This is a genomic window from Plantibacter sp. VKM Ac-2885 (assembly GCF_015351205.1).
Taxonomy (GTDB): domain Bacteria; phylum Actinomycetota; class Actinomycetes; order Actinomycetales; family Microbacteriaceae; genus Plantibacter; species Plantibacter auratus.
Genome location: NZ_JADKSK010000001.1, coordinates 1,988,174 through 2,006,093, shown reverse-complemented (window position 1 = coordinate 2,006,093; position 17,920 = coordinate 1,988,174). Strand labels below are relative to the sequence as shown.

At 69.0% G+C, this 17,920-nt stretch carries 16 protein-coding genes and 2 tRNA genes; 7 read left to right on the top strand and 11 right to left on the bottom strand.

Translation table 11 applies throughout. From position 1 onward, the window contains the following. The 4 genes from valS to ITJ66_RS09670 are packed head-to-tail and all read left to right on the top strand — an operon-like array spanning position 1 to position 5,365. Positions 1 to 2,598 carry a valine--tRNA ligase gene (gene valS, locus ITJ66_RS09685; protein ID WP_194644465.1) on the top strand — a complete coding sequence of 866 codons (2,598 nt, stop codon included), beginning with the start codon at positions 1 to 3 and terminating at the stop codon, positions 2,596 to 2,598. Continuing rightward, a complete protein-coding gene (locus ITJ66_RS09680; RefSeq protein WP_064295157.1) occupies positions 2,595 to 3,041 on the top strand; it encodes a GNAT family N-acetyltransferase in 447 nt (148 codons plus the stop codon). The genes valS and ITJ66_RS09680 overlap by 4 nt, the downstream gene beginning before the upstream one ends. Continuing rightward, positions 3,041 to 3,298, top strand: coding sequence for a hypothetical protein (locus ITJ66_RS09675; RefSeq protein WP_079705712.1), 258 nt, complete (start codon positions 3,041 to 3,043; stop codon positions 3,296 to 3,298). Before ITJ66_RS09680 ends, ITJ66_RS09675 begins: the two co-directional genes overlap by 1 nt. Before the next feature lie 33 nt (positions 3,299 to 3,331). Continuing rightward, entirely contained in the window at positions 3,332 to 5,365 is a 2,034-nt protein-coding gene (locus ITJ66_RS09670) for a M3 family metallopeptidase (protein ID WP_194644464.1), read from the top strand. 72 nt (positions 5,366 to 5,437) lie between these two features. Here the strand turns inward: ITJ66_RS09670 and clpX are convergent, their stop codons facing one another. From clpX to ITJ66_RS09640, 6 genes are all read right to left on the bottom strand, one after another. Beyond that, positions 5,438 to 6,715, bottom strand: coding sequence for an ATP-dependent Clp protease ATP-binding subunit ClpX (clpX, locus tag ITJ66_RS09665; protein ID WP_064295154.1), 1,278 nt, complete (start codon positions 6,713 to 6,715; stop codon positions 5,438 to 5,440). A gap of 111 nt (positions 6,716 to 6,826) precedes the next feature. Next, positions 6,827 to 7,495, bottom strand: a complete 669-nt coding sequence (locus ITJ66_RS09660) for an ATP-dependent Clp protease proteolytic subunit (protein ID WP_071260849.1) — start codon at positions 7,493 to 7,495, stop codon at positions 6,827 to 6,829. 30 nt (positions 7,496 to 7,525) lie between these two features. Next, a complete protein-coding gene (locus ITJ66_RS09655) occupies positions 7,526 to 8,119 on the bottom strand; it encodes an ATP-dependent Clp protease proteolytic subunit (protein ID WP_056006680.1) in 594 nt (197 codons plus the stop codon). 144 nt (positions 8,120 to 8,263) lie between these two features. Further along, complete coding sequence (locus tag ITJ66_RS09650; protein WP_194644463.1) at positions 8,264 to 8,770, bottom strand: tetratricopeptide repeat protein; 507 nt, start codon at positions 8,768 to 8,770, stop codon at positions 8,264 to 8,266. A gap of 84 nt (positions 8,771 to 8,854) precedes the next feature. Next, on the bottom strand, positions 8,855 to 10,321 hold the full coding sequence (gene tig / locus ITJ66_RS09645) for a trigger factor (RefSeq protein WP_161578527.1): 1,467 nt from the start codon (positions 10,319 to 10,321) through the stop codon (positions 8,855 to 8,857). Between the two features lie 55 nt (positions 10,322 to 10,376). Continuing rightward, positions 10,377 to 10,450: transfer RNA gene (locus ITJ66_RS09640), tRNA-Pro, on the bottom strand. Between the two features lie 193 nt (positions 10,451 to 10,643). Between ITJ66_RS09640 and ITJ66_RS09635 the strand changes: the two genes are divergently transcribed. Beyond that, a tRNA-Gly gene (locus tag ITJ66_RS09635) sits at positions 10,644 to 10,714 on the top strand. Positions 10,715 to 11,060: 346 nt separating this feature from the next. Here ITJ66_RS09635 and ITJ66_RS09630 read toward each other — a convergent pair. Then, complete coding sequence (locus ITJ66_RS09630) at positions 11,061 to 12,332, bottom strand: HNH endonuclease signature motif containing protein (protein WP_194644462.1); 1,272 nt, start codon at positions 12,330 to 12,332, stop codon at positions 11,061 to 11,063. Positions 12,333 to 12,689: 357 nt separating this feature from the next. Between ITJ66_RS09630 and ITJ66_RS09625 the strand changes: the two genes are divergently transcribed. After that, positions 12,690 to 12,881 (top strand): hypothetical protein, encoded by a 192-nt coding sequence (locus tag ITJ66_RS09625; RefSeq protein ID WP_079705708.1) that lies wholly within the window; start codon positions 12,690 to 12,692, stop codon positions 12,879 to 12,881. Here the strand turns inward: ITJ66_RS09625 and ITJ66_RS09620 are convergent. Beyond that, a complete protein-coding gene (locus ITJ66_RS09620) occupies positions 12,878 to 13,414 on the bottom strand; it encodes a gamma carbonic anhydrase family protein (protein WP_194644461.1) in 537 nt (178 codons plus the stop codon). The two genes, ITJ66_RS09625 and ITJ66_RS09620, sit on opposite strands and share 4 nt — an antisense overlap. Positions 13,415 to 13,629: 215 nt before the next feature. Between ITJ66_RS09620 and ITJ66_RS09615 the strand changes: the two genes are divergently transcribed. Then, a complete protein-coding gene (locus tag ITJ66_RS09615; RefSeq protein ID WP_064295149.1) occupies positions 13,630 to 14,118 on the top strand; it encodes a Dps family protein in 489 nt (162 codons plus the stop codon). An 81-nt stretch (positions 14,119 to 14,199) separates the two neighbouring features. On the opposite strand, the gene ITJ66_RS09610 is transcribed toward ITJ66_RS09615, so the two are convergent. The 3 genes from ITJ66_RS09610 to ITJ66_RS09600 all read right to left on the bottom strand — a co-directional run bounded on the left by ITJ66_RS09610 (position 14,200) and on the right by ITJ66_RS09600 (position 17,919). Then, positions 14,200 to 14,877, bottom strand: coding sequence for a response regulator transcription factor (locus ITJ66_RS09610; protein ID WP_290368178.1), 678 nt, complete (start codon positions 14,875 to 14,877; stop codon positions 14,200 to 14,202). A 4-nt stretch (positions 14,878 to 14,881) separates the two neighbouring features. Further along, a complete protein-coding gene (locus ITJ66_RS09605) occupies positions 14,882 to 16,255 on the bottom strand; it encodes a sensor domain-containing protein (protein ID WP_194644460.1) in 1,374 nt (457 codons plus the stop codon). A gap of 110 nt (positions 16,256 to 16,365) precedes the next feature. Next, positions 16,366 to 17,919 carry an amidohydrolase gene (locus ITJ66_RS09600; RefSeq protein WP_228501546.1) on the bottom strand — a complete coding sequence of 518 codons (1,554 nt, stop codon included), beginning with the start codon at positions 17,917 to 17,919 and terminating at the stop codon, positions 16,366 to 16,368. Position 17,920: the final 1 nt, after the last annotated feature.

Here is a 17,920-nt window from a genome sequence, read left to right as displayed (position 1 = left end):
ATGACCGCTGCCAGCATCCCGGACAAGCCGGCCCTCGAAGGTCTCGAGCAGAAGTGGGGCTCCTCCTGGGAGTCCGCGGGGACCTACCGGTTCGAGCGCGACGGCGCCACGCGTGAGTGCATCTACTCGATCGACACCCCGCCGCCGACCGCATCCGGTTCCCTGCACATCGGTCACGTCTTCAGCTACACGCACACCGACGTCATCGCCCGCTACCAGCGGATGACCGGCAAGCGCGTCTTCTACCCCATGGGCTGGGACGACAACGGTCTCCCGACCGAACGCCGCGTCCAGAACTACTACGGCGTCCGGTGCGACCCGACGCTCCCCTACGACGCCGACTTCACCCCGCCGTTCGAGGGTGGCGACAACAAGAGCACCAAGGCCGCCGACCAGATCCCGATCTCGCGTCGCAACTTCATCGAGCTGTGCGAGCGCCTCACCGTCGAGGACGAGCAGCAGTTCGAGGCCGTCTGGCGTGCGCTCGGCCTCTCCGTGGACTGGACGCAGAGCTACCGCACCATCGGCGACGAGTCGATCACGGCGAGCCAGCTCGCGTTCCTGCGCAACCTGGACCGCGGCGAGGCCTACCAGGCCATGGCGCCGACCCTCTGGGACATCACCTTCCGCACGGCGGTCGCCCAGGCGGAGCTCGAGGACAAGGAGCAGCCGGGCACCTACCGTCGACTCTCCTTCCACCGCCCGGACGGCGGCACCATCGAGATCGAGACCACACGGCCGGAGCTCCTCCCCGCCTGCGTCGCCCTCGTCGCCCACCCCGACGACGAGCGCTTCAAGCCGCTGTTCGGCACGACCGTGACCACGCCCGTGTTCGGCGTCGAGGTGCCCGTGCTCGCCCACCACCTCGCCCAGCCCGACAAGGGCGCCGGCATCGCGATGGTGTGCACCTTCGGCGACATCACCGACATCGTGTGGTGGCGCGAACTCGACCTCCCCAACCGCGCGATCCTCGGCTTCGACGGCCGCGTCATCTCGGAGGCCCCTGAGGCGATCACCTCCGAAGCCGGCCTCGAGGCGTACGCGCAGCTCGCCGGGAAGACCGTCTTCAGCGCCAAGCAGACCGTCGTCGACCTCCTCGCCGCCTCGGGCGACCTGATCGGCGAGCCGAAGCAGATCACCCACCCGGTGAAGTTCTTCGAGAAGGGCGACAAGCCGCTCGAGATCGTCTCGACCCGCCAGTGGTACATCCGCAACGGCGCCCGCGACGAACAGCTCCGCGGCCGCCTCCTCGAACTCGGCTCGGAGCTCGAGTGGCACCCCGACTTCATGCGCGTGCGCTACGAGAACTGGGTCGGTGGCCTGTCCGGCGACTGGCTGATCTCCCGCCAGCGCTTCTTCGGTGTGCCGATCCCCCTCTGGTACCCGCTCGACGCCGACGGCAACCCGGTCTACGACCAGCCGATCGCGCCAGACCATGCCACCCTGCCCGTCGACCCGTCCAGCGATGCCGCACCCGGCTACGACGAGTCGCAGCGCGGCGTGCCCGGCGGGTTCATGGGCGAGGTCGACGTCATGGACACCTGGGCCACGTCGAGCCTCACCCCGCAGCTCGCCGGCGGCTGGGAGCGCGACCCCGAGCTCTGGGACCTCGTGTTCCCGTACTCGCTGCGCCCGCAGGGTCAGGACATCATCCGCACCTGGCTGTTCTCCACCATGCTCCGCAGCGTCCTCGAGTACGACCAGAAGCCGTGGGAGCACGCCTCCGTGTCCGGCTTCATCGTCGACCCCGACCGCAAGAAGATGTCGAAGTCGAAGGGCAACGTCGTCACGCCGGCAGCCATGCTCGAACAGCACGGTTCGGACGCCGTCCGGTACTGGGCGGCCTCGAGCCGTCTCGGCACCGACGCCGCCTTCGACCCGCAGAACCCGACGCAGATCAAGATCGGCCGGCGCCTGGCGATCAAGGTGCTCAACGCCTCGAAGTTCATCCTCGGGTTCACCGGTCGTGAAGACGCCCCGGTGACCGAGGCCGTCGACCTCGCCATGCTGAGCGTCCTCAGCAAGGCCGTCGCCGACGCCAGTGGTGCGCTGGCGGGTTACGACCACGCGCGCGCGCTCGAGCTCACCGAGGCGTTCTTCTGGACGTTCTGCGACGACTACCTCGAGCTCGTCAAGGAGCGGGCGTATGGCGAGGAGAGCCCTGAGCAGGCCTCGGCGGTGGCCGCGCTGCGGATCGCGCTCTCGACCCTGCTCCGCCTGTTCGCCCCGTTCATCCCGTTCGCGGCGGAGGAAGCCTGGTCCTGGACGCACGACGGCTCCGTGCACCGTGCCAGCTGGCCGACCGACGAGGAGTTCGCCGGACTCGCAGCGGGCGAACCGCAGGTGCTGCAGCTCGCGAGCGAGGCGCTCACGGGCATCCGGCGCGCGAAGACCGACGCCAAGGCGTCCCAGAAGACCCCGGTGGACTCCGCGGTCATCGCCGGACCCGCCGCATCGGTCGAGCTGCTCGCGCTCGTCGCCGACGACCTCCGCGCCGTCGGACGCATCGAATCCCTCGAGTTCCGCACCGCCGACGTCCTGTCGGTCGGCGACATCGTCTTCACGCCGGCGGCCGACGCCGAGGAGGCACGCGCATGAGCGTCACCATCCGTCCCGCCGTCGAGAGCGACCTGTTCGCCTGGCACGCGCTGTACTCCGGCTACGGGGAGTTCTACGGCAACCCCCTGACCGACGAGAAGGCCGTCCTCGTGTGGGGCTGGCTCAGCGACCCGACCCACCCGTTGACCGCGCTCGTCGCTGAGGACGCACAGGGCGCCCTCGTCGGCCTCGCTCACTATCGGGTGTTCCCCCGCGCCCTCGCCGGTGGGACCGGGCTCTACCTCGACGACCTCTTCGTCGCCGAGGACGCCCGCACCGGCGGGGTCGGGACCGCGCTGATCGAGCATGTCCGCGACCTCGCGAAGGCGGACGGCCACAGCGTCGTCCGGTGGATCACCGCCGCCGACAACGAGCGCGCCCAGGCCGTGTACGACAAGCTGGCGACCCGCACGAGCTGGGTCACCTACGACCTGGAGCCGTGATGCAACTCGGAACCCGCTGGGCCGTCGGCGCCAAGCCACCGGAGAACGTGCCGACGCCGGTGCAGACGGCCATCGCCGCTGAGGAGCAGGAGTTGCTCGCGCAGGGTGTCGACACGTCCTCGTGGCGCTGGACCCTCACCTGGCTCGAACGCCGACCCGTCGTCGAGCTCGACGACGGTACGACCATCCGTCAACACGCGGACGGATCCGTCAGCCTCACCCGGCCGGACGACGACCACGACGACGACGAGGACTGAGCCTCCTCCCCGGCACGCTGGATAGGGTGAGGTATGGAATCACACACGAATCCGTTCCTCCAGCCGAGCACGCTCCCCTATCAGCTGCCGCCGTTCGGCGAGATCCGCGAGGAGCACTTCCGCCCCGCCTTCACAGCCGGGTTCGCCCAGCAACTCGACGAGATCGCGGCGATCACCGCGCAGGACGACGCGCCGACCTTCGAGAACACGCTCGTCGCGCTCGAACGGAGCGGCGCGATCCTCAGGCGGGTCGCAGCGGTCTTCTTCAATCAGAGTTCGGCGGACAGCTCCGCGTTCACCAATGAACTCGAGGAGGAGCTCGCTCCGCAGCTGGCCGCCCACGAGGACGCGATCAGGCTCGACCCCGTGCTGTACGCGCGGATCGCGGCGGTCCACGCGAATCTCGACGACCTCCAGCTGACGGCCGAGGCGGCTTACCTGGTCCGACGCGTGTACAGCGAACACACGCTCGCGGGCGCCGGTCTCGACGCCGAGGAGAAGCAGCGGCTCTCCGACCTCAATCTCCGCCTCTCGACACTGACCACCCGGTTCGAGAAGCAGCTCCTGGCCGACACCAACGAGCTCGCCGTCCACCTCACCGATGCCGCAGAGCTCGACGGCCTGAGTGCGGGCGAGATCTCCGCCGCGGCCCAAGCGGCCGCCGAGCGAGGCCTCGACGGTTGGCTCGTCACCCTCGTCCTCCCGACCGGCCATCCGGCGCTGTCGTCGTTGACGCACCGTGGCGTCCGCGAGCGGATCATGACGGCCTCCCGTGCTCGGGGCACACACGGCGGACCGAACGACAACCGCGACCTCGTCCTCGAGATCACCCGCCTCCGCGCTGAGCGTGCCGCACTTCTGGGATTCCCGTCGCACGCGGCAGTGGTCACCGCGGACCAGACCGCGGGGACCCCGGAGGCCGTCGCAGCGCTCCTCTCCCGCCTGGCGATCCCCGCCGCCCGCAACGCGGATCGGGAACAGCGCGAGCTCGAGCGGGTCACTGGTCTCGAGACCGTCGAGGCCTGGGACTGGCCGTTCGCGACCGAACAGGTCAGGATCGACCGGTTCGATGTCGACACCAGCGTGATGCGCCCGTACTTCGAAGCGGAGCGAGTCCTGTTCGACGGGGTGCTCGCCGCAGCGACCAAGCTCTACGGCATCACCTTCGCCGAACGGACCGATCTCCAGGGCTACCACCCCGACGTCCGTGTCTTCGAGGTCTGGAACGAGGACGGCTCCGGCCTCGGCCTGTACCTCCTCGACCTGTACACCCGCGACAGCAAGCGCGGCGGCGCCTGGATGAACGCGCTCATCTCCCAGAACCGCCTGCTCGACCAGCCCACCGTCGTGGTCAACAATCTGAACGTCCCGAAGCCTGCCGAGGGTGAGCCGACCCTGCTGAGCCTCGACGAGGTCACGACCTTCTTCCACGAGTTCGGCCACGCGCTGCACGGTCTCTTCGCGGAGGTCGAGTACCCGCGGTTCTCCGGTACGAACGTCTTCCGGGACTTCGTCGAGTTCCCGAGCCAGGTGAACGAGATGTGGATGCTGTGGCCCGAGGTGCTCGCCGGCTACGCCAGGCACGTCGAGACCGGTGAGCCGATGCCGCAGGAACTGGTGGCGAAGCTCCAGGCGTCCGAGGGGTTCAACGAGGGCTTCTCGACGAGCGAGTACCTTGCAGCGGCGATGCTCGACCAGGCGTGGCACAGCATCGGTGCAGAAGACCGGGTCGACGATGTGGAGGCGTTCGAGGCGGCGGCACTCCGGTCCGCCGGACTCGACAATCCGGCCGTCCCGCCCCGCTACGCGAGCACGTACTTCGCCCACACCTTCTCGGGTGGATACGACGCCGGCTACTACTCCTACATCTGGAGCGAGGTGCTCGACGCGGACACCGTCGACTGGTTCACGGAGAACGGCGGACTGACGAGGGAGAACGGCGACCGCTTCCGCACCAAGCTCCTCGGGGTCGGCGGTTCGAAGGATCCTCTGGAGGCCTACCGCGACTTCCGTGGACGCGACGCGGTCATCGAGCCGCTCCTCCGACGCCGCGGGCTCGAGGACTGAACGACGAAGCCCGCCGCAGCGACTCCGGAGGATCCGGGGGCTGCGGCGGGCTTGTTCACCGCTGGGTGTCGTCTAGGCCGACTTCTCCTGACGGCGAGCCGCACGCGGGACGATCGTCGGGGCCGCGTTCTCGACGACGGACTCCCGGGTGATGACCACGCGAGCGACCTCGTCGGTGGAGGGCACCTCGAACATGATCGGCCCGAGCACCTCTTCCATGATGGCTCGGAGCCCTCGGGCACCGGTCTTGCGGAGGACGGCGAGGTCGGCGATCGCTTCGAGTGCCGCCTGGTCGAACTCCAGCTCGACGCCGTCGATCTCGAACATGCGCTGGTACTGACGCACGAGCGCGTTCTTCGGGACCGTGAGGATCTCCATGAGCGCATGCTGATCGAGCGGGGTGACCGTCGTGACGACCGGCAGGCGACCGATGAACTCGGGGATGAGACCGAACTTGTGGAGGTCTTCCGGCAGGACCTCGCCGAAGAGGTTCACGTCGTCGCCCTTGCTGTGCAGGGGTGCGCCGAATCCGATGCCCTTCTTGCCCGCGCGGGAGGAGATGATCTCCTCCAGCCCGGCGAAGGCGCCGGCCACGATGAACAGGACGTTCGTCGTGTCGATCTGGATGAACTCCTGGTGCGGGTGCTTTCGGCCGCCCTGCGGGGGTACCGAGGCGACGGTTCCCTCGAGGATCTTAAGGAGCGCCTGCTGGACACCCTCACCGGAGACGTCGCGCGTGATGGAGGGGTTCTCCGCCTTGCGGGCGATCTTGTCGACCTCGTCGATGTAGATGATGCCGGTCTCCGCGCGCTTGACGTCGTAGTCGGCAGCCTGGATGAGCTTGAGGAGGATGTTCTCGACGTCCTCGCCGACGTAGCCGGCCTCGGTCAGTGCGGTCGCATCGGCGACGGCGAAGGGGACGTTCAGTCGCTTCGCGAGGGTCTGCGCGAGATACGTCTTGCCGCAGCCCGTCGGGCCGATGAGGAGGATGTTGCTCTTCGCTATCTCGATGTCGTCGTGCACCGTCTCGGCGGGAGCGAGCGTGGCGCGTGAGCGGACGCGCTTGTAGTGGTTGTACACCGCGACCGAGAGCGCCTTCTTCGCGGCCTCCTGGCCGATGACGTACTCCTCGAGGAAGGCGAAGATCTCCTTCGGCTTCGGGAGGTCGAACTCGCTCACCGTCTCCTCGCTCGCTTCGGCGAGTCGCTCGGCGATGATCTCGTTGCACAACTCGACGCACTCGTCGCAGATGTACACGCCGGGACCAGCGATCAGCTGCTGGACCTGCTTCTGGCTCTTGCCGCAGAACGAGCACTTGAGCAGATCGGCGCTTTCGCCTATCCGTGCCATGTCTTTCCCTCTCCCTGGAGATTCGGTGCTCCGAGCCTAACCTGTCCCTGCGACAACTCGGCGCGCCACCCCGCTGGGATGACGCGCCGAGTCGTGAGCACTGGAGCCGGGTCAGGCCGTGATGGCCGCGATCGGGTTCTTCCGTGAGGTGAGCACCTGGTCGATGAGACCGTACTCGAGCGCCTCGGCGGCCGAGAGGATCTTGTCGCGGTCGATGTCCTTGTTGACCTGCTCCACCGAACGGTTGGAGTGGTGTGCGAGGGTCGACTCGAGCCAGCCGCGCATGCGGAGGATCTCGGCCGCCTGGATCTCGATGTCCGAAGCCTGTCCGTGGCCGGCCTCGCCGACGGCGGGCTGGTGGATCAGGATGCGGGCGTTCGGGAGCGCCAGGCGCTTGCCCGGCGTGCCGGCGGCGGTCAGCACGGCAGCGGCGGAGGCCGCCTGTCCGAGGACCACCGTCATGACGTGCGGACGGATGTACTGCATCGTGTCGTAGATCGCCGTCATCGCGGTGAACGAGCCACCGGGTGAGTTGATGTACATGACGATGTCGCGGTCGGGGTCCATGCTCTCGAGCACGAGCAGCTGGGCCATGATGTCGTCGGCCGATGCGTCGTCGACCTGCACGCCGAGGAAGATGATGCGGTCCTCGAAGAGCTTCGCGTACGGGTCCTGGCGCTTGTAGCCGTAGGCCGTGCGCTCTTCGAAGCTCGGGAGGATGTAGCGAGCACCCGGCATCTGCAGCGAGCGGCCCGCCGCACTGAACGTTGGAGTCTCCATGTGTTGCATTCCTGTCTGGTCGAAGCCGGGTTACTTGTCGCTGTCGACGGTTCCGCCGCCGCCGGCCACGTCGAGCGCGGACTCACGGAGGTGGTCGACGAAACCGTATTCGAGCGCCTCTTCGGCGTTGAACCAGCGGTCGCGGTCGCCATCGGCGTTGATCTGCTCGACGCTCTTGCCGGTCTGCGCCGCGGTGATCTCGGCGAGACGGCGCTTCATGTCGAGGATGAGCTGCGCCTGGGTCTGGATGTCGCTCGACGTCCCGCCGAATCCGCCGTGCGGCTGGTGGAGGAGCACGCGGGCGTTCGGGGTGATGTAGCGCTTGCCCTTGGTGCCGGCCGTGAGGAGGAGCTGACCCATCGACGCGGCCATACCGATGCCGACGGTGACGATGTCGTTCGGCACGAACTGCATGGTGTCGTAGATGGCCATGCCGGCCGTGATGGAGCCACCGGGCGAGTTGATGTAGAGGTAGATGTCGCGCTTCGGGTCGTCCGCGGCGAGGAGCAGCAGCTTGGCCGCGATCTCGTTCGCGTTCTCGTCGCGGACCTCGGCGCCCAGCCAGATGATCCGGTCCTTCAGCAGGCGGTCAAAGACACTGGGCGAGAACTGTGGTTCGGCCATTATCGCTCCGTTTCGGTTGTGCAGTGGTTCGAATCTATCGGAGGCCACGCGCGACCAACGCCCTGTTCGCCCTCGGCAGACTCCCGGGCGACGAGGTTCGCCGGCAGCGGACGGCGAGCGGACGGAAGGCGCGACCGTCGGGGCTCAGCGGAGCGGATCCGTCTCGAGTTCGTCGGCGTAGGCGCGGACGGACCGGTGGTAGCGCGGGAGGTGCGGCACGAGGGCACGGAGGGCGACCGCGGTCGCTCGGCGCGGGTCCCCCGAGCTGGCGAGCGCCAGGGCCAGGAAGGCCGCGGTCGCGTCCGCGTACGGACCGGTCGGATCGTCCGCGAGCTGCTGTTCCAGCAGGACGACGCTCTCAGCGGTCCGGCCGAGGTTGCGGAGGGTGCTGGCCAGTTGGATGATCGCCTGCGGACGGTGCTCCTCGTCGAGCCCGGCCTCGAGCGCGGCGCGATAGAAGACCTCGGCCTCGACCTCGTGGCCGGCGGAGTCGCGTGCACCGGCAACCTCGAAGGCGGCGCGGGCGTCACCCGCCGGACGCTCGGCGGCCAGGGCGTCGATCGCCGCGATGCGCTGCTCGTCGTCGATGGTCTCGTCGGCCCAGACGGCTGCGACGCGGTCGTCCCAGCCGGTTGCGTCGGTCGTCGTCATGATGGCTCCCATTCGGCTGACGTGTCCGGAGACGACGACAGGGGCGGAATCGCTTCCGCCCCTGTCGCCACTGCTGGTGCTGTCCTACTCGGCAGCGGCCTCGTCGGCAGCGGCCTTCTTGGCCGGTGCCTTCTTGGCGGGCGCCTTCTTCGCAGGTGCCTTCTTGGCGGCGGCCTTCTTCGGCTCTGCCTCGGCCGGAGCCTCGTCGGCGGCGTCCTCGGCCGGAGCCTCGGTCGTCTCGTCGGCCGCGGTCTCGGTGGCGGCGTCCTCGTCCTCGACCACGGCGACGAAGTCGCTCAGGTCGACGGGCTTGCCGTTGGAGTCGACGACCTCGGCCTTGCCGAGCGCGATGGCGATGGCCTTGTTGCGGGCGACCTCGCCGACCATGGCGGGGATCTGGCCCTGCTGGCCGAGTGCCTCGATGAACTCACCAGGCTCCATGCCGTACTGCGACGCGCTCTGGATGAGGTACTCGGTGAGCTCGTTCTGGTTCACCTGGACGTTGAGCGACTCCGCCAGTGCGTCGAGGAGGAGCTGCGTGCGCAGTGCCTTCTCGCTGGACTCGGTGACCTCGGCGCGGTGCTCGTCGTCCTCGAGGCGGTTCTCGCCCTCGAGGTGACGGTGCACCTCGTCCTCGATGACGCTCTCGGGCACGGGGATCTGCGCGGCCTCGAGCATGGCGTCGACGAGCGCGGTGCGTGCGTCGCGGCCCTGGGTGATGACCTGCTGGCGCTCGACGACCTCGCGCAGCTGCGCCTTGAACTCGTCGATGGTGTCGAACTCGCTCGCGATCTGAGCGAAGTCGTCGTCGGCCTCGGGAAGCTCGCGCTCCTTGACGGCGGTCAGGGTGACGGTGACCTCGGCGTCCTCGCCCTCGTGCTCGCCACCGAGCAGCGGCGAGGTGAAGGTGGTGGTCTCACCGGCGGTGAGGGAGTCGAGTGCCTCGTCGATGCCGGTGAGCAGCTCGCCCGAACCGATCTCGTAGGAGACTCCGCTCGCGCGGTCGACCTCGGCGTCGTTGATCTTGGCGACCAGGTCGAGCTGGGCGAAGTCGCCCGTCTTGGCCGGGCGGTCGACGGTCACGAGCGTGCCGAAGCGTGCACGGATGCGGTCGAGCTCGTCCTGGACGTCGGCTTCGCCGGCTTCCTGAGCGTCGACGGTGAGCTTGAGGCCCTCGTAGGCGGGAAGCGTGATCTCGGGACGGACGTCGACCTCGATGTTCACGAGCAGGTCGCCGGAGAAGTCCTTCTCGTTCGGCCACTCGACGATGTCGGCCTGCGGGCGGCCGAGCGGACGGAGTTCGTTCTCCTCGAGTGCCTTGCGGAAGAAGCCGTCGAGGCCCTCGTTGACGGCGTGCTCGATCACGGCGCCCTTGCCGACGCGCTGGTCGATGATCGCCGGTGGCACCTTGCCCTTACGGAAGCCGGGGACGTTGATGTCCTCGGCGATGTGTCCGTAGGCGTGGGTGATGCTCGGCTTGAGCTCCTCGGGCGTCACCGCGATGGCGAGCTTGACGCGAGTGGGGCTCAGCTTCTCGACCGTGGTCTTCACGTGATTACTTCTCCTGTGTCGGGGATTCTGCCTCAGTTGAGGACGCAAAACGGAGTCGGGGCGACAGGATTCGAACCTGCGACCTCCCGGTCCCAAACCGGGCGCTCTACCAAGCTGAGCTACGCCCCGGATCGGCGACAATCCGGCCAGCCGGCCCGACCGACGAGCGGTGGGCGAAATGGCCTCGGTCAGTCTAGCCCAGAATCTGTGCGGCCCCTGTGCGGTTTCCGGGGCGGAACCGGCCTCGGGACACGGAGCTGCACGGATGGGCGCTCGGGATGCAGTAGCATTACCGGGTGAGTTCGTCGCATTGCGACGCCTCGGGGATGTAGCTCAATGGTAGAGCCTCAGTCTTCCAAACTGATTACGCGGGTTCGATTCCCGTCATCCCCTCTCCATTCGTCAGAACCATGCAGCGCCGTGCGAGCAGGCGCGACGGTTCGGCTCCGGTCCAGCGGCCTTCTGACGCCGCGCCCTTCGACAGACTCAGGGACCGGATCGTTCCCGTTGACCCTCCTCCGGTCACTGAGCTTGTCGAAGTGCCCACGAGGAACCCGTCGGCAGGCCCAGGAACCGGAGCCATCCGGGCACACCTCACCCCGGGACACCGAGCATGCGCGACCGAGCTGCCCTTCGACAGGCCCAGGGACCGAATCGTCCCCAGTGAACCTCGCCCGGTCACTGAGCTTGTCGAAGTGCCCACGAGAAACCCTTCGACAGGCTCAGGGACCGGTGGGGGTCAGAACGGCGCGGGATCCGGTTCGGTTCGATGGCGTTTCCCGTCAGGTGTCGTCCAGTCGAGTACCCCGCCGGATCCGTGGTCGAGGCTCCAGCCGGGCAGATGCTTCATCCGGTGGTGATGTCGACACAGGCAGGCGAGATTGCCGACATCTGTCACCCCGCCGTCCTCCCACGCGACCGAATGGTCGAGGTCGCAGGCTCTGGCCCGCCTCCCGCAACCGGGTGCGCGACAGGTGCCGTCTCGCAGGCGGACCGCGCGTTGAAGATCGGCGGGAACGCGGTACTGATTCCGCCCGACGGAGAGGATGGCGCCGGTCTCGGGTTGTACGAGGATCCGGGTGAAGCTGGGTGCGTTCACGGCGATACGCGCGGCGGTCTCCGGGTCGATCGGGCCGTACCCGTCGAGCATGCCGGGTGCGTCGGATACTCCGGCCATCGTGAGTGCCGGGACGGTGATCTGCACCGTCGGCTTGATGTGCTCCTGCACCTCGATCGGGTGCGGCAGGACTGGGCTGGACATCACGTCTTCCGGGGTCACACCGGTGAGCGCGAGCGCCGCGAGGGCGTCCGCTTGCAGCTGGGCGCAGGTGCGGGTGTCACCGGCCTTGCGCGACTCCGCTGCTGCTGCTTCGACCCGCTCGACGAGCCCCTGGGCGATCGGCGCCGTGGTGAAGAGGTGCACCCACGCCATGCCGTCAGCCGCTGGCTCGAACTCGACCCGGCGGTCGGCCTCGGAGCGGACGGCGCGGGTGGTGATGGATTCGGGGTGGAGGCGCTCGCGCATGACGCGGGCGCTCGTGCGGAGGCCAGCGGCCGTGGTGCGCTCGGCGACGACGAGAATCTGTTCGAGGAACACCGCCCGCCCAGCAGCAGGGACGTCGCAGAGTTGGTCGGTGATCACTTGCGCATGCCGCGCCGAGATACGGCCTGCCTCCAGCGACGCGAGCACGGCTGGTGCGTCGTTGACGAGACGTTCGGCGTCGTTGGTCGCGCGCTGGATCGTCCGTTCCGGTATTCGGGTCGCCATCGCGAGGGCCGCACACGTCGACCGGCGGGAGAGCTCCCGACGCTCAGCCGGCGGAAAGATCGCCGGGACCGTGACGTCCGCGAAGGCGTCCGCATAGGCGGCAGAGCGGGCCAGGAGGCGCGCCTTCCGTGCGTCCAAGACGGCTTGCTGCCGGTGGATCTCCGCCCACTGATCCGAGAGCCCTGCGAGGCGCGCGGCGTGCTCGTCGCTCGCGCGGATCGCGGTGGCGGTGGTCTCGGTCATGGAACCAGTCCACCATGGACCACTGACATTCCAGATGCCGAGCTGCGCCGGTTGTGGAGGTTGCTCGTGTGCCCTTCGACAAGCTCAGGGACCGGAGGGGGTTACTCAGGGACCGGGAGAAGATCGCCGGAGCCGGAAGTCCCTCGTGTGCCCTTCGACAAGCTCAGGGACCGGAAGAGGTTACACAGGGACCGGAGGAGGTTACACAGGGACCGGAGGAGGTTACACAGGGACCGGAAGAGGTTGCTCAGGGACCGGGAGAAGGCCACCGGAGCGGGAGGTCCCACCCGTGCCCTTCGACAGGTCGTCGCCTGGGGAGGACGGAGGACAGGATGCCCGACGCCCTAGGCTGAGCGCATGCGACTCGACGCGATCTGGCCCCACATCTGGACGGTGGCCGGCGCACTCGTCTTCTTCGTCGGGGTGTACGCGCTCGCAACCGGACGACTGGGCGTCGGACTCATCTGCATGATCGGCTGCGTCGTCTGCCTGTCCGGCTCGCTCGCCGCGCAGCGTCGCCTCAGGAAGCGCGACGCACGCCGTCGCTAGTCGTCGTCGACGGCCGCGGCGTGGACCGCTCTGAGGGCGACGTAGTGTGCGGCGTTCTGCCGGATCGCCTCCTGCTCGTCGGCCGTCAGCTCCCGCCGCACCTTGGCCGGGACCCCCGCGACGAGCGAACCGGGCGGCACGATCATGCCCTCGAGGACCACCGCTCCCCCGGCGACGAGCGACCCGGCACCGATCACTGCTCCGCTCAGGACCACGGAACCCATACCGATGAGGCAGTCGTCCTCGACGGTGCAGCCGTGGACGACCGCGTTGTGTCCGACGGAGACGTTGCGTCCGATGACCGTCGGGTGCCCGCTGTCCGTGTGCACGGCGACCCCGTCCTGGATGTTGGACCCTGCGCCGAGCGTGATCGAGTCGGAGTCCGCGCGGAGGACCGCGTTGTACCAGACGCTCGAATCCGCGGCGAGCGTCACGGCGCCCACCAGCACGGAGCCCGGCGCCGTGTAGGCGCTCGGGTCGATGTGTGGCGAGCGTCCGTCTGAGAGTTTCCTGACCGTACCGTGCAGCGTCATACCGGCCACGCTATCGCAGGCGGCCGCGGCCGACGGGAACCCGCGTCGTTCCGGGGTGAATCGCCGGTACGGTCAGGCTTTCCTTGCTGAGTGCACCCTTCGTAAGCCGAGCCTCGACTTCCTTGCGGAATGTCTGCGGCTGAGTACCGTTGCATTCAAGCAGACCGACGAATCCGCCCGACCAGGGCCTCACTCGTCAACGAAGGGGAAACACCATGACCGACATCACCACCTCCATTCCGCAGGCCGTCGCCAACCCGGACGTCGCAGCAGGCACCGCGCAGTTCCTCAGCCCCGTCGTCGTCGACCTCACCGCCATCGTCGTCAACGGCAAGCAGGCCCACTGGCACGTGCGTGGCGCGAACTTCATCGGCGTCCACGAGCTGCTCGACGACATCGTCGACCACGCGCAGGAGTGGGCAGACCTCGCCGCAGAGCGCATCGTCGCCCTCGGCCTCCCGGTCGACGCACGCCTCAGCACCGTCGCCGCGAAGACCAGCACGCCCGAGCTGAGCGAGGGCTTCCAGCAGTCCGACCGCACCATCGCCGAGGTCATCGCCCTCATCGACGCCGCCTCCGCCTCGGTCAACACCGCGGTCGACGAGCTCGACGAGCTCGACCAGACCAGCCAGGACATCGCGATCGAGATCGCCCGCGGCCTCGACAAGGACCGCTGGTTCCTCTTCGCCCACCTCAGCCGGTAGTACTCCGGCGGGGCGACCCGCTCGCATCACCCACGAAGGGGCAGTCATCCGTGACTGCCCCTTCGTCGCGCGTGTCACCCTTCAGCCGTTGCGCTGGAGCAGGGCGAGGACCGCGAGGACGCGTCGGTGGTCGCTCCCGGAGTCCTCGAGACCGAGCTTCTGGAAGATGGCCGAGATGTGCTTCTCGACCGCACCGACACCGACCCGCAGGCGTTCGGCGATCGCCGTGTTCGTGCGCCCCTCCGCCATGGCGGAGAGCACCTCCGTCTCACGCGGGGTCAGGCCGGCCAACGGGTCGCGCTGTGCTGCGAACAGGGTGCGGACCACGTCGGGGTCGAGGACGGTCCCTCCCTCGACCAACCGGTGGATGGCGTCCTGCACCTCCTCCAACGAGGCGACCCGGTCCTTGAGCAGGTAGCCGATCCCACGCCCGCCGTCCGCGAGCAGCTCCCGGGCGTAGACGGTCTCGACGTACTGGCTGAGCAGCAGGACGGGGAGGTCGGGATGCTCGGCACGCAGCGCTATCGCTGCGCGGACCCCTTCGTCCCGGAACGTGGGCGGCATGCGGACGTCCATGACGATGAGGTCCGGTCGGTCCGCCGCGAGTCCGCGCTGGAGCGCCTCCGCATCGGCGTACGCGGCGACCGTGACGAAGCCGGCCTCGTCGAACAGTCGCATCAGGCCCTCGCGGAGGAGTGTCGAATCCTCGGCGATCACGATGCGGAGCGGTCCTCCACCGGCACGGTCAGGGCTGATCACGCGTTCAGCCTACGGGGAGCGAGATCGAGACGGCGCTGCCACGTGCGACGCCGTCCCACACCGGGGCCGGCTCGATCACCAGCCTCCCGCCGAGGCCCTGCGCCCGTTCGGTCAGGCCTTCGAGACCGTGACCCGGTTCCAGGTGCGCGCCGCCCCGACCGTCATCCGTCACGCGGAGGGTGAGCCGCGAACCCAGCTGCTGGTCCACCGTCACATGGGCCTCGACGCCGGCGCGCCGCGCATCCGCATGCTTCGAGACGTTGGTCAGGAGCTCGGCGACGATGAAGTAGATCCCACGCTCCGTCTCACGAGGCAGCGTCACCGATGAGACGACCGCCAGCTCCGTCCTCGTCGGCACCGGACACCGCGCGGCGAGGTCGTCGAGTGCCGCGACGAGGCCGCGGTCCTGCAGCAGTGGCGGCATCAGGCCCTTCGAGAGCGCACGGAGTTCGTCGAGCGTCTCGGCGGCCTGGGCGCGCGCCTCGCCCAGGAGCGAGCGTGCGGAGGCGGGGTCCGTGTCGAGGCGTCGTTCGGCGGCCGCGAGATCCATCTGCAGCCGGACGAGCCGCTGCTGCGGACCATCGTGGATGTCCCGTTCGAGCCGCCGCACCGCACCCGCCTCAGCCGAGACGGCGGCACCGCGTGCACGCCGCTCCGCCAACAGCTCGGCTCGGAGCTCCTCCTGTGGCCGCGCACCGAACAGCCCGGAGGCGATGGCGTGGTGCAGCAGCACCAGCACCCGGAGGACCAGCGGGAGCGTCACGAGGAACACGACACCGAGCGCGAGATTCCAGAGCTTGTCGGCGAGCAACGCGTCCGACGGGTCCAGCGTGGGAGCCAGCAGCTCCGCGAAGCCCGAGGAGGAACCAGCCGAGAGCCGGTCCGCCCAGATCCAGTAGGTCGTGCCGGCGACGGCACCCACGGTCCAGGTGATGGTCAGCCCCCAGGTGATGCCCCCGACGATCGGGTTCACGAGGACCGTGTGCAGGGCCGCCAGCCACCAACGCGGTCCGGCGAGTGGAGCGAGCACGGCACCCAGTGTCGTCTCGGTCCCGATGGACGACCGCCAGGCTCCTCGTCGGATCGGCGGGAGCCCCGTCGTGCTGAGACGCGCGACCTCGAGCTCCACGAACGCCCGCGAGACCCAGAGGGCTCCGACGACGATCAGGAGACCGACCCCCAGGATCGCGAGCCCGAAGCCGAGCGAGAGGATCACCACGGCGACGACGCCGCCGGCGATGACGATCGGCAGGTTGGGCAACAGGAACAGGAGCGATCCGGGGACGTCCAGCCAGAGCCGACCGTATCGCCATGCGCCTCGGGTGGAGGGATCAGGCTTCGCCGACGCGTCGAGCTGCCGGCCGATGGCGGTGGTCATGAAGGAGGTCCTTTCGACGGAGCGGTCCCGGCTCTCGCACCGGGCTCACCTCAGTCTGTTCGGCTCCGCCGACGAACGGCATCCGGTGGACGCCCCGTTCCGATCGGGGGTTATCCCCCGGCCGGGTGGACGGATGGAGCCGCCGTCAGGCGCCCACCCAGCATCGTCGCACGGACCGGCATGGTGCGCAGGGCTTCCGGCGCGCAGGAGAACGGGTCGAACCCCACGACGACGAGGTCGGCGGGGCGGCCGACGGCAACCACGTCGTCGTCTCCTCTCGTCGACGCCGCCAGTGCTTCCTCGACCGTGATGGCCTGCTCGCCGTGCCAGGCCTCGCGTCCATCGCGGCTGCGCGTCACGGCGGCGGCGATGGAGACCCACGGGTCGAGGGGAGCGACCGGGGCGTCGGAACCGAGTCGGAGCGTGGCGCCGGCGTCGAGGAGGCTGCGGAGCACGAAGGCACGGTCGGTGCGCCCGGCCCAGTGGACCTCGGCGATGTCCCGATCGTCCATCGCGTGTTCCGGCTGGACACTCGCAGCCGTTCCGGTCCGCGCGAACCGCTCCAGGTCCGATGCCCGGAGCAGCTGCGCGTGTTCGATCGTGCCCCTCGCGCCGGTCGTCTCGATCGCGTCGAGCGCGAGGGTGTTGGCGCGGTCACCGATGGCGTGCACCGCGCAGTGGAGGCCGTTGGCGGTCGCCAGGGTGAGCAATGCGGTGAGTCGCTCCGGCGGGACGTTGAGCATCCCGTGCGCGTCGGTTCCGGGAGACGAACCCGGATAGGGCGCGTCGCAGCAGGCCGTCCGGGTGTTGAGGGATCCGTCGGTGATGACCTTGAACGGGCCGACCTGCACCAGGCCGTCCGTTCCGGCGAGCACTCCCCCGGTCACGAGCCCGGCGTCGATCGCGCGCTCGAGGTGCTCGGCGTACACACCGAACGAGATGCGGAGCGCGCGAGTCCCGTTCCCGACCCGACGGATCCAGTCGGCGGCGTTCCAGCGCATCTCCAGGTCGACGACACCGACGACGCCGCGTGACGCCGCCTGATCGGCTGCGGCGTCGACCCAGCGGTCGGAGAGCTCGTCGGCGACCTGGTCGAGCTGCTTGAGGACGGCGAACGACTCCTCCTCCCGCAACAGGCCGGTGGGATGGTCGGCGAAGCCCGTGGCCCGGAGCGCCGCGCTGTTCAGCCAGCAGCAGTGGAGGTCGGCGCTGACCAGCACGACCTCGCGGTCCGGTGCGATCGCGTCGAGCAGCGCGAACGTCGGCGCGTCCGGCCAGAGGGCGTCCCGGAACTTCGCGCCCTCGACCCAGCCGTCACCATCGGCCCCCTGAGCGATCCGCTCAGCGACCAACTCGACCGCCTCGGCGGCGGATGCAGCAGAGGACAGGTCGACGCGCCTGGCCGTACGCGCCCACTGGGTGAAGTGCACGTGGTGGTCCCAGAGCCCGGGCAGGAGGAACCCACCACCGCCGTCCAACACCCCGGGGTCGGAGCGAAGCAGGACCTCGGGGTCGGCGGGTCGGATCGCCACGATCGAGCCGTCCTCGAGCAGGACGTCGACCCGTTCGGCGTCGGACGAGCCTCCGCGGCGCGGTCCGGACAGGTGGACGTCGGCGATCGTCGTGACGAGGTCGCCGTCGGGTCCAGGGCGGTGCTCGGTCATC